A 10,900-nucleotide genomic window follows, 5' to 3' on the forward strand; every position below is an offset into this window, starting at 1 on the left:
AAGGACATCCGCGATGCCTTTCCTGATCCTCGCGCTGGCGATGCTTGTCATCGTCGGCGCCCTCTCGCAAGGGCTTGGTGTCACCAACCGGCAGATCCGGCCGGTCGCTGACATCGTAGCCGACCCCGCCGCGCTCTCATGGCTTGCTTACAAGGATGCCGTGCAGACCTATGTCGAACGCAATCCCGCCTTCTCCGGTACCGTCCCCCTTGACCAGATTGGCGTGCCAGCAGACGGCCCCGGCCTCTCTACGGCCGGAAATTTCGTCACACGCGATGCCGGGACAACGCAGGTCGTCACCTGGATGGCGCTGTCCGGATCCGCCATCTCCAGTGCCCGCCGTCTTGCGGCGGGCGACCAGAGCATAGGCATCTCCGAGGGGAACACCTGGGAGACCCCTTCATACGGGAACATGGGACCTCTGCCGGTCACGGTACCGACAGGCGATGTCGTCTCCTGTGTATCCTTCACCGGAACAGGTTTCTGATGGAAAATATTGTTGGTGTCCTGATCGCAACGATCGTAGGCATGATGATCCTGCCTCATTTCCAGTCCATGGTGCAGCAGGGCACCGGCTTTTCCGTCGATGCGACCACGTCGGGACAGTTCCGCTCCCTTCTCGAAGCAGGACAGAAATACACGGACAAACATAGCGAGGAACTCGCAAACTCGGTTCCGGTAAACGGCTCCGCGGTTTCCGTTCCCCTCTCGACGCTTGTCAGCGACAGCGATCTCCTGCCCGGCTTCACGTCCATAAACCCATACGGCCAGACCTGGGCGGTCTATCTCATGCAGCCCGTATCCGGAACGCTGTCCGTGGTGGTTGAATCACAGGGCGGCAGCACGATCAACGGGACGGACGAAGTCCGCATCGCCTCGGGCACAGGGGCGCAGGGTGGATACGTCCCGTATGACGGCATGTTCGGCCACCTGAGTTCATCAACCGCCACCGGGGCCAGCGGGAGCTGGAGCCTGCCCCTGACATCGGTACCCAACCCCGGCGCCGGCCATCTGGTCGGACTTCTGCAGTATTCGAACGCCCCCGTTACAAACCCCGATTACATCTATCGCGATCAGGTGCAGGGGCATCCCGAATTCCAGACCATGAACGCGGAACTCGACATGAACGGGAACAACATCAATGCCGCCAACGATGTGAACGCAACGCGCGGCCTGTTCGCAGGCGGCAACCCCAATGGCGGCTATGGCGGCGTGCAGGTAGGGAACGCCTGGGTCTATGGCGACGACACCAACGCCGCGATCCGTGCCCCCTCGTCGGGCGGCGTCTTCATGCAGCATACCGACGGAAGCAATGCGGACCTGACGGCAGAACGCGGCCGTTTTTCGGGCAATATAGGGACCCACGGATATGATCCGGATAACGGTCTTCCAGAGGGCTGGTTCGGTGGTGTGCACAGCTGGGATGGTTACTTTGAAGGAACCGTGGCAGTTGGCACGCAGGGATCGGTGGTCGGCTACCTCGATACATCCGGCTATGGCTATATCAGCGATACGATGACGTCCGGGAACCAGATGGTGACCGAGAACAGGTTTTACGTCGAAAATCCAGGTTGCGGCTTTCAGGTAGGCAATGTCCAGTTCTGCGGCGACAGCGAGAACGCGGTGATCAATGCTCCGGGGGCCACGTATTTCCATCACGGGGATGGAACCAACGGAGACATCGTCGCCGGTTCGGCGAGCCTTGAGGATGTCCAACTGGGAACGGCCAATGGGAGCGCGGTTCGCGGAAATGGCTGCTCGCCAAACGGCATGATCGCGCAGCAGGCGTCCGGGGATGGCACCATCATGACCTGCCTGAACGGGTTGTGGACTCCCCTCTCGGCCGGCCTGCACATAACCACATACGCACTGAATGATGGCGACAGTGAAATCGCCAACCTTGGCGAGCATCTGATGTGCGCCCTTGCCGGTACGTTCGAAGAAAGCCGTGCCGATAGCACACCGAACGCCACCCGCGTCCTGCCCGGTGCCGCATCTGATGGCGGCGTGTTCTGGATACTTTCGCGCGGCGCCAGAAACCCTCTTGGCGGCACGGCCGTATGTATCGACCTCGACGGGACGGCCACGGTCCAGGCCACGAACGCCACCGTCAGCTATGCCAACTGACGCCGTGACGACACTTCCGGACTGTGCCGCCGTGGCGGCTGGATACTACGGCGTCCCACTGGCGATCGTGGAACATGTCAGCAGCAGCACGCCCCATTCGGGCGGCATCGGCCCGATGGGTATACAGCCCGGCTGGCTGCCCGTTCTGGAAAAGGCGGGATTTTCACCGGACGCCATAAAAACCGACATCTGCATGAACATTGCCGCCGGGGCATGGATCCTCAGATGGAGTGGCGCTGCGCAACAGCGCAAACCGCCGCCCGATGCGTCACATGACGGCCGGCCACAACCCGCGTTCGCGCCGCCGGGGAGACTTCCTCCCGGTCTCGACGCCTGCGTCTCGGACGCGGCCGGTCGCTACCGTCTGCCCGAAGTGCTGTTCCGCGCCATCCTGCTTACCGAAGGAGGACAGGTCGGACACATAAACGGCAACCGCAACGGCAGCTATGACATGGGACCGGCACAGGTCAATTCGACGCACCTTCCCGAACTGGCCCGCATGGGGATCACGCGCGAACAGGTCATCAATGACGGCTGCCTCAACATCCAGATAGGCGCATGGATACTCGCCCGCGCCCTGAACGGACAGACGCCCGCCAACCCGGCCGAGTTCTGGCGTCGGGTCGGAAACTACAACAGCACCACTCCGGAACATAACCGGGCCTACCAGGCGAAAGTCTGGAAAAATGTCGTAGTGGCGTCGCACCCACAACAGCCTGCGGGATGATCCCCGCATGATGAGATCATCCCCTTTCATGGCCTGCACGCTGCTCGCCACCGCACTGGCCCTGACCGCGTGCAGCGGACACCCGGCCGCACCGCCACCGACCACTCCGACCATGGCGCAGGACATGTCGGGCCTGCTTGAAACCATGGACGGTCTCGGACAGATCCGTTTCCCGATGGTGCGCCCGGGATCGGTCCTGCCCGCGGAAATGAACCGCCCCATGAGCTGGCACTGGTCCGGACCGCTGGACGATGCGGTCAGGATACTGGCCCGCCGGGTGGGTTACGCCGCCGTCACCCCGGCCCCCGCCCATGCCATCACGGTGCGCGTGGACGACGACAACACCACGGCGGGACGCCTGTTCGACCACCTTGCGGCCGCTGCCGATCCCCGTGCCGAAATCGACATCGACGTGCCCCGGCACACCATCAGGATAATCTGCCATGCGTAAGCCCCTGCACGCCCTGCCGCTGCTTGTCGGCCTGTCACTGCTCCCGGCCTTGGCATGGGCCGCGGACGTATCGGGCAAAGGTCCTGCTGACCTGCCCGTGCCAGCGATGCCCGCCACACAGAATGCTGCGGCGGGCGCGATCAACACGCCACTGACAGGCGCGCTCATCGCACCGGTCATCACCGACGTGAACCGCCCGCCCTCCATGGAAGCCCTGATGGCCATCCGTCCCGGATACTCTCCGAAACAGGAAGCCGGAAACGGTCGTGACGATACCGTCCGTCAGGCCGCGTGGGCCTATGGGGCGCAGGGTGGTCTGGCCGCACGCTCATACGCCATAAACCTCATGCTCGAACGCGAAAGCGCCATACTGGACCGGGAGTTTGATTTCCGGCCACTGGTGCTGCCGATCAATAACGGCACACTCCTCCTGCGACCGCCGGTCGTCACCAGCGCCCAGATGTCCGTCGCCCTCGATCCGTCGGGACAGACAGCACAATTCGCCGAACAGATATACGAAGTCACGCGGCAGGCGCAGGTCGTCACCGCCATTCCCCAGTGGCGCACATGGCTCACGCGCCGGTACGCGATGCCGTCGGCCCCCAACGATGCCCTACGCCCCCGCACGACGCACGAAGTCGAAGTCTGGCGCGAGGGCGTAGCCCGCGGGTTCGCGGCGGGCGAACGGCAGGCGGTCGAAATCTTCCTCGACGATCTGGCGCGCCTCGAGCGCGAGATCATCGGCATGGCGCGCTATCGGGCGTTGCTGAAGGCGGGCAAGGTCGAAGCGCCACAGGTGGCGCTGCTCAATCATCCGACACAGGGCGGCCATGACCTCATGCGCGTCAACGTGCAGGATATCCGCATCCGCACCCAGCCCGGGCTCGATGCGAACCGTGCCCACTGGCATGTTACGGGAGACGGCCAGTGACGCCCGGAACGTCTTCGTCCAACGCATGGGATCATGGACGGGCCGCCAGCCTGATCGGCGGCATGGGGCTGGCCTGTGTCATCCTGACACTTCTGGCGTGGTTGCGCTTCCATACGCAGATCGCGCAGGTGATCCTGTCCGTTCAGGATATCGAACTCGATGTCATCGGCCTGTTCACCCATCGCTACGACCAGATCCATGACAGCCTGCATCACGCCGTCCCCGAGCGGGTGTCGTGGAATACGCTGTGGCGTCTGTGCACAATGACGGGACTGGCGCTACGCATTCCCGCCATTGTCCTCATCATTGCCCTTGCGGCGCTCTGTCTCGCCCGCGCACCCCGCAGCCGCTACCGCGAACGTTTTGGCCTCGATGGCATGCAGGCCGTGCTCGCACGCATCCATCCCCTCGGTGCGGCGTGGGTTGGCGGGAGACTGCCCCTCGCCGAGCCCGCACCGCCGGGCAGGGCACTGCGTCCCCTCGATCCGGCGCTGCGGCCCATGGAATGGCTTGACCGTTACTGCCCGGGAGATGCCGGGGCGCCTGACTGGGGGCAGACGGCCCGCGACGCCCTCGCCCGTCAGCTCGGCCAGCCATGGAGCGCTCCGAAAGCCCTCCCGCCTGCCGAACTGTGTCTGTTCATGGTGTTCGCCTTCTTCGGCCAGCGCCGCAAGGAGGATGCCCAGAACCTTCTTGAAGCCCTGTCGCGGGCCGTCGCAGGCAACCTGAAGAAAGGCGCGCCAGCAGCCCCGGTCGCAGCCCCCGAACGCTTCATCCGGCATCTTCACCGGATCCATGACGCCAATACATGGGATGACGCCATCGCCATGGCGAACGCACACGCATACAGCCGTCCGGCCCTGCTTACCCTGCTGCAGCATGCCCGCAGCCGCAGCGGTGTCGTCAATCCGGGTCTCTTCTGCGCGGTGCAGTTCCTTGACCGCGATCTGTGGCTCGCGCTCTCGGCTCCTTCCTACCCCCAGCACGGCTCTGCGCCATACGTGCTGTCCACCACTGTCTGCGTGGAAGCACAGGCGCTCATCGAACACTGGCAGGCCGAAGGCATGCAGGGAGGCCCGATCGGGGAACCCCGTATCGGTCGCACCTTCACCACCCTGAAATCAGTAAAGGCTGGCATTTCCACCCATGACGCCTGAAGACACGAAAACCGGGATGCTCTTCCTCGGCGCACGCAGCGCCGTAACCGAGCTGCGCCACTGGGTGCTGCGCACCTATCTGCTCGAAGACAACCAGCTCGACACCAGCATGGTGATGACCCTGCCGCAGCTCGACCATGTGGCGCGACATGGCACTTTTTACGGCTACGACGTCTCACGCGCGCCAGAAACCCTGATTACACCGGTGCGGGACTATATGAGCGCCATCCGCGAAGGTCGTCAGCCCCGCAGCGGGCGTGAACTGCCGCGCAGGCTTTACCAGGCGCACCGGCGGATCTGCGAACTCATGGAAGGCTCGCTTCGTCCCGGTAGCCGGGGCGGCAGGAGGCCCTCGCCATGAACGCGCAGTACTGGCCCGAAGACGGGGTCTCACTGAGAGCCGACGCGCTCGACCGGATGCTCGTATGGTGCGCCCGGCAGGACGCCTCGCGTATCCAGTTGCAGACCGACAGGCCCGTTGTCATGAGGGTCCACGGTCGCAACCGCACGATCACCCGCGATGTGCTGCTGCCGGGTGTCGTGGAAGACGCCATCAATTACATGTTTCGTGACAGCACCGCGGTTACGCATCTGCGACAGGCCAGGGCGCTGGACCTGTCCCATACCGTGTGGGCGGACCGGCGCGCGCGACGCCATTCCTTCCGTGTCAACGCCGTCTCCACCCTGGTCGGGCCGACACAGGCGGTTGGCATCACGATCCGGCCCCTCGTCGACATTCCCCGCCCGCTCAGCGACCAGAACATCGAGCCCCGTCTTCTCGAAGCACTGGAAGGCGATAACGGCATGTACCTGATCTGCGGCGCGACAGGCAGCGGCAAGACCACGCTGCTCGGGGGGATCAACCGCAGGCGGCTGGAAGATCCCGACTGTCATATGGATCTGGTGGAGGGCTCGGCGCCCCTTGAACTGCTCTACGATCTTGTGCCGGCCATCAATTCCACGGTCATGCAGATCGAGATCCCGCGCGGCCTGCCGACCTTCGCGGATTTCATCCGGGCCGCGATGCGACAGGAACCAAGCGATATCGTGGTGGGCGAATGCCGTGACCCCGAAACGATGATGGCTGCGATTCAGGCGGCCATTTCCGGCCACCGCCTTCTCTCATCGCTGCACACCTTCGACTGCGCCTCGACCATGCGCCGTTCCGCCGCCCTGTGTCCCGCCGACCAGCGCGACAGCCTGACCATCTCGTTCGTCGAAAACCTCAGGCTGATCGTGAACCAGCGCCTGCTGCCTTCCACGGATGGCCGGCGGACGCCCGTACGCGAATTCCTCCCCGTCACCCGCGCCTTGCGCAACCGACTGCTCGACGCGGAGCTGAAACGCTGGCCCGAACTTACCCGAGAGGCGGTCGAGACATCGGGACAGACATTCGCGCAGTCGATCGACGCCGCCTTCAGTGAAGGCCGGATCACCGAGGCGGTCGCAGCCGCCGCCCGCAGACAGGAGGCCTGATCATGTGGCGCTTTACCGCCGACCCCGTCCGATTACTCATCATCGACTGCCGCGCAATGGCGCCCATGGGGCTATGGCTGATCCACATGCGTGAATGGACATTCATCACCGCAATCATCGGCGTTGCGTTCTTCGGTCTGCTGGCATGGCTGGGGCTGACCCTTCCCGTCGCCTGGCGCATGTTCCGGGTGTTCGTGTCAGGGCCCCGTCGCCCTCTCCTGCCTGCATGGAAAAGGCGGGATTACGCATGAACGACATCGAAACCGTAATCGACGCCGTAAGCGATCTGATCCGGACGCGCGGTTATGTCTTCACCATGGATGGCGTGGCACAGCCTTTCCTGACGCCCCGGCAGATCGCCGCCCCCGACTGCCTGCTGCCGGTTCTTGGCCGACTGGCCGAAGAACTGTGGCGTCGGGAGACCGGAAACGGTTTCGGCCTGCTGATCGAGCCGGACCCCGAAGCCCTCGCGGAGCACCGCCTTACGGCCATCCATCATGCCCCGCTCTCTCTTGTCGTGCTGTGCATGGACGAGGTCCTGCGTCGCGTGGGCGATGGCGGTTCAGCGATCCCGCTGGAGGGGCTGCATCAATATGCAACCGCACTGTACCCGCGAACGCACCCACAACCGCCCGCCCCATAACAGTCGTTGTCATAATGCAGAGGAACGACCTGTGATCATCATTCTGAAGAACGGTGACGCTCCCGTCACCATCATGCCGGGCGAGAGCGGCGTCAGTGTCGTGTGCGAGTCCGGCATGACCGCTGGCAGCGCCATTCATGCCGCGGCGATCATCCGCAAGCCAGGCAGAACCCCGCATCCTGCCGATCGGCACATGCCCGTGGCATCGGGAAAAAGGCGTCTGGGGGTTGGCCTGTGCCTCCTGTCCTTCTGTCTCATCGGACTGGCGTTCGGTCGGGGGCTCCTGTCCGGCCATGCCAGTCCGTCCGCCCCACCGGCCGCGCCCGCCCATAACGTCGCGGGCCCTCAACGACATGCGGAAGACCTGCCCTTCCCGCCGACCGCCCCCGGCGTGCCACACGCGTCTGATCCGGCGCCATCACGGCCGGACACGCCCGCCACCGTCAACACCCCGTTCGGGCTGCAGTAGCCATGGCCGTCATCCAGCGTCGCATCGACGGTCCGCAGGATTTTCATGAGCAGCGCGGCGGAATCGCCTACCGTGACACCCGAACCGTCGGCGTACACCTTAAGGAAGCCCTTACGACCGGCGCATCCGCCATCGGACTGGTGGGCATGGCCGCGACGGTTTTCGCGGCACCCGCACTGACGACCGCGATCGTTCCCCTTGCACTTGCCTATGCGGGCTATGTCATGACCCGCCCCATCACGATGCCGCTCCGCCTGCCCGCCGATACCCGGCGCAAGGATTACGGCAATCCCGTACCCGACCCGAAACGGGTCGGCGTCCAGCGCCCCGGCCCCGCGAAAGGAGACTGGTTCCTCGGCTGGGATGATACGACCGGACAGCAGATATGGCTTGCGGGCGAGGACATGACGATGCACGCCGTCCTGCCTGGTGCTACGGGATCGGGCAAGACGCAGTTCATATACAGCCTGCTCTGCAACGCCCTTGCGCAGGGCAGCGGCTTCACCATTGTCGACGCGAAAGGGTCGAACAACCTTGTTTTTTCCGTCGCCGCACTCCTGCAGCGCTGGGGCATGGGGGCCAATCTTCGCATCATCAACCTGATCGTCTCGGACGGCGACAGGAAAACCAATACGTGGAACCCCTTTGGCAGCGTCAATGCCGAGGGCATGACCGAACTGCTCCTGACCCTGTTTCTGCCAGAAGATGAAAACGGCGGGGGCAACTCGCAGCACTTCAGGGATCGGGCGGATGCCCTGATCCGCAGCATGGCGCATGTCTTTGTCTGGCTGCGCGATCACTGCGGCATACCCGTTACGGCGGAGACGATCCGGGCCAACTTCTCCGACATCCAGTCCCTTATCGACCTGACGCGTTCTCCCGACCATTCAAACGCACAACGCCGGTTCCACTTTTACAATGATACCGCGGGGAAGATCGAGACGATCCCCCTGCCCCCGGAGTTTCCCGCCCAGCTCCTCAACCCCGTTCGTGCCTATGTTGCGGAAACGGGCGGGTATTCATCGGAAAAGGGCGACGCATCCGGGCAGGACAAGGTACGCGAACAGCATTCCTATGTCGTGGGCGGCTTTGCGCGGACATTCACCCAGATGACCACGACCCTGCGCCACATCTTCCAGTGCGCGGTACCCGATATCGACTTTCGCGACATCATCTTCAACCGGCGTGTCCTCGTCGTCCTGATCCCTTCGCTCGAAAATTCGACCTCGACCAATGCAGCGCTGGGCAAGACCATCATTACCGCCCTGCGCTACGCCCTCGCAGGCGCCCTCGGCACGTCGCTGGAGGGCAGTTACGAGGATCTGGTCACCAACCGCCCGTCCGCATCCGCCACACCCTATCCGATCATCATCGACGAAGGCGGATATATCGCCACCCGTGGCCTCGATGTCATGATGGCGCAGGGCCGTGAACTCAATATCAGCCTGCTCCTGTCATTTCAGGAAGTAGGATCGTTCTACGCGACGCTGGGGCGTGACCGGAGCGTGCCGCTCCTGGGCAACCCCAAGCTCAAGATCATCGAAAATCTTGAGGATTCCGGTCCCACGCGCGAATGGATAGAACAGACGGCCGGCACGATGCAGGTCAGTGTTCTGCCCGGCTATGACACGTCGACGGCGCTCGGCGTCTATACCGACCAGACACGCGCCGATATCCGGGAAGTCAAACGGGTATCATGGAGTGACGTCCAGTCCCTGCAGCAGGGGCAGGCGATCGTCCTGTTCCGGGGCAAGCGTATTTATACCCGCCTGTTCTATGCAGGCGTAAAACCGTCCGGCGTCAACCGGGTCTTCCCGATGCTGTCCCTTGCGCGTCCCTCGCGAACCGCATCCGCCATCACATCCGGCAACGCCCCGGACCCGGACGCCGCCATCCGGGAGCATCTCGTGGCGGGCGATGACATTGTCACCGCATCGCGCCTGCCCGCGCTGCCCGGATCACTCGGCGTAGTCTTCGACCGGCTGGCGACAATCATAGAGGTTCAGGCGACACCTTCCGAAGACGTGCAGGAACTGTTCGGCCCGGGAATGCCATCTGTCCCGGCAGCACCCTTTGCCTGCCTGTTCCAGAACCTGCCAACGCCCTATCCGCGACGCCATGACGCCGCCGGCAACCTGATCAACCCGAAAATCAGCCGCGCACTGTTCGAGACGATGGTTGCTTTCGAGATCCGCATGGGTGCTGGCGAGGCGCAGGCCCGTAACGCTGTCGCCACCGCACTGAATGCGGCCTCATATAGCCCGGCCCAGAAATAAAGATGAAATCGTTCTTCCAGTTTTTCCTGCCACCCCTTTTCCTGCTCGGGTTTGCCGCCGCCCTGAGGATCAATACCTTCGGAAATCCGATGCTCGACTGGGACGAGCAATATTATCTGTTCGGCGGGGGGCGGCTCCTGCACGGAGACATTCCCTATGTGGACTTCTGGGACAGGAAGCCCGTCGGGCTGTTCCTGATCTATGGGTTTTTCCATCTGTTCGGCCCTTACCGGATCGTGGCCTATCAGACGGGTGCGCTGCTGGCTCTATGGGCTACCGCGCTGCTGATCTGCCGTATGGCCAGGATCATCGCGCCTCTCGGCGGGGCATTCATGGCCGCCGTCATTTATGAAATCTGGCCCATCCTTGCGCGAGGCGAGAGCGGACAGTCGCCGATCTTCTATAACCTTCCTGTCGCATGCGCTATGGCGCTCATCGTGACGCATATCGCCGATCTGCGGACCACCGATACTGCGTATCGCAGGAAGATCGGCACACTGGCCATGCTCCTCTTCGGTAAGCATCCGGCGGGAGACGCGGGCGTATTCAGGCGGCGATGGTATTGTGGACCTGCTGGTGGGCTTTCCAGTGCCAGGGCAGGAGTTCATGGAGGCGTGGATTGGGGATGTCATTGATCCGTGCC

The 10,900-nt window shown here is 63.5% G+C and carries 13 protein-coding genes; all 13 read left to right on the forward strand.

What is annotated here, in order from left to right:
* The first annotated feature begins 13 nt into the window (after positions 1-13).
* The 13 genes from pilM to ACBR42_RS14260 are packed head-to-tail and all read left to right on the forward strand — an operon-like array spanning position 14 to position 10,892.
* Positions 14-487: a type IV pilus biogenesis protein PilM gene (gene pilM / locus ACBR42_RS14200; RefSeq protein ID WP_371208431.1), complete on the forward strand. Its 474-nt coding sequence runs from the start codon at positions 14-16 to the stop codon at positions 485-487.
* On the forward strand, positions 487-2,127 hold the full coding sequence (gene pilV / locus ACBR42_RS14205; RefSeq protein WP_371208432.1) for a shufflon system plasmid conjugative transfer pilus tip adhesin PilV: 1,641 nt from the start codon (positions 487-489) through the stop codon (positions 2,125-2,127). Before pilM ends, pilV begins: the two co-directional genes overlap by 1 nt.
* Positions 2,128-2,131: 4 nt before the next feature.
* Positions 2,132-2,854 (forward strand): transglycosylase SLT domain-containing protein, encoded by a 723-nt coding sequence (locus ACBR42_RS14210; protein ID WP_371208433.1) that lies wholly within the window; start codon positions 2,132-2,134, stop codon positions 2,852-2,854.
* A gap of 7 nt (positions 2,855-2,861) precedes the next feature.
* Positions 2,862-3,305, forward strand: coding sequence for a DotD/TraH family lipoprotein (locus tag ACBR42_RS14215; protein WP_371208434.1), 444 nt, complete (start codon positions 2,862-2,864; stop codon positions 3,303-3,305).
* Positions 3,298-4,236 carry a type IV secretory system conjugative DNA transfer family protein gene (locus tag ACBR42_RS14220; RefSeq protein ID WP_132307107.1) on the forward strand — a complete coding sequence of 313 codons (939 nt, stop codon included), beginning with the start codon at positions 3,298-3,300 and terminating at the stop codon, positions 4,234-4,236. The genes ACBR42_RS14215 and ACBR42_RS14220 overlap by 8 nt, the downstream gene beginning before the upstream one ends.
* Positions 4,233-5,393, forward strand: coding sequence for a hypothetical protein (locus ACBR42_RS14225; RefSeq protein WP_371208435.1), 1,161 nt, complete (start codon positions 4,233-4,235; stop codon positions 5,391-5,393). Before ACBR42_RS14220 ends, ACBR42_RS14225 begins: the two co-directional genes overlap by 4 nt.
* A 16-nt stretch (positions 5,394-5,409) precedes the next feature.
* A complete protein-coding gene (locus ACBR42_RS14230) occupies positions 5,410-5,754 on the forward strand; it encodes a hypothetical protein (protein ID WP_371208436.1) in 345 nt (114 codons plus the stop codon).
* Entirely contained in the window at positions 5,751-6,869 is a 1,119-nt protein-coding gene (locus ACBR42_RS14235; RefSeq protein ID WP_371208437.1) for a type IV pilus twitching motility protein PilT, read from the forward strand. The genes ACBR42_RS14230 and ACBR42_RS14235 overlap by 4 nt, the downstream gene beginning before the upstream one ends.
* A gap of 2 nt (positions 6,870-6,871) precedes the next feature.
* Positions 6,872-7,120, forward strand: a complete 249-nt coding sequence (gene icmT, locus ACBR42_RS14240) for an IcmT/TraK family protein (RefSeq protein WP_225063057.1) — start codon at positions 6,872-6,874, stop codon at positions 7,118-7,120.
* Positions 7,117-7,512, forward strand: a complete 396-nt coding sequence (locus ACBR42_RS14245) for a hypothetical protein (protein WP_371208438.1) — start codon at positions 7,117-7,119, stop codon at positions 7,510-7,512. Before icmT ends, ACBR42_RS14245 begins: the two co-directional genes overlap by 4 nt.
* Positions 7,513-7,543: 31 nt before the next feature.
* Positions 7,544-7,981, forward strand: coding sequence for a hypothetical protein (locus ACBR42_RS14250; protein ID WP_371208439.1), 438 nt, complete (start codon positions 7,544-7,546; stop codon positions 7,979-7,981).
* A 2-nt stretch (positions 7,982-7,983) separates the two neighbouring features.
* A complete protein-coding gene (locus ACBR42_RS14255) occupies positions 7,984-10,257 on the forward strand; it encodes a type IV secretory system conjugative DNA transfer family protein (protein ID WP_371208440.1) in 2,274 nt (757 codons plus the stop codon).
* 2 nt (positions 10,258-10,259) lie between these two features.
* Positions 10,260-10,892 (forward strand): hypothetical protein, encoded by a 633-nt coding sequence (locus ACBR42_RS14260; RefSeq protein WP_371208441.1) that lies wholly within the window; start codon positions 10,260-10,262, stop codon positions 10,890-10,892.
* The last annotated feature ends 8 nt before the right edge of the window (positions 10,893-10,900 follow it).

The sequence above is a fragment of the Komagataeibacter sp. SM21 genome, assembly GCF_041402665.1.
In the GTDB taxonomy this organism is placed as follows: Bacteria; Pseudomonadota; Alphaproteobacteria; order Acetobacterales; family Acetobacteraceae; genus Komagataeibacter; species Komagataeibacter saccharivorans.

Excerpts from the sequence above, each read along its gene's own strand:
- ACBR42_RS14260 (WP_371208441.1), top strand. The coding sequence starts at position 10,260 with ATGAAATCGTTCTTCCAGTTTTTCCTGCCACCCCTTTTCCTGCTCGGG.
- ACBR42_RS14215 (WP_371208434.1), top strand. The coding sequence starts at position 2,862 with ATGATGAGATCATCCCCTTTCATGGCCTGCACGCTGCTCGCCACCGCA.
- ACBR42_RS14220 (WP_132307107.1), top strand. The coding sequence starts at position 3,298 with ATGCGTAAGCCCCTGCACGCCCTGCCGCTGCTTGTCGGCCTGTCACTG.
- pilM (WP_371208431.1), top strand. The coding sequence starts at position 14 with ATGCCTTTCCTGATCCTCGCGCTGGCGATGCTTGTCATCGTCGGCGCC.
- pilV (WP_371208432.1), top strand. The coding sequence starts at position 487 with ATGGAAAATATTGTTGGTGTCCTGATCGCAACGATCGTAGGCATGATG.
- icmT (WP_225063057.1), top strand. The coding sequence starts at position 6,872 with ATGTGGCGCTTTACCGCCGACCCCGTCCGATTACTCATCATCGACTGC.
- ACBR42_RS14235 (WP_371208437.1), top strand. The coding sequence starts at position 5,751 with ATGAACGCGCAGTACTGGCCCGAAGACGGGGTCTCACTGAGAGCCGAC.
- ACBR42_RS14245 (WP_371208438.1), top strand. The coding sequence starts at position 7,117 with ATGAACGACATCGAAACCGTAATCGACGCCGTAAGCGATCTGATCCGG.
- ACBR42_RS14230 (WP_371208436.1), top strand. The coding sequence starts at position 5,410 with ATGCTCTTCCTCGGCGCACGCAGCGCCGTAACCGAGCTGCGCCACTGG.
- ACBR42_RS14255 (WP_371208440.1), top strand. The coding sequence starts at position 7,984 with ATGGCCGTCATCCAGCGTCGCATCGACGGTCCGCAGGATTTTCATGAG.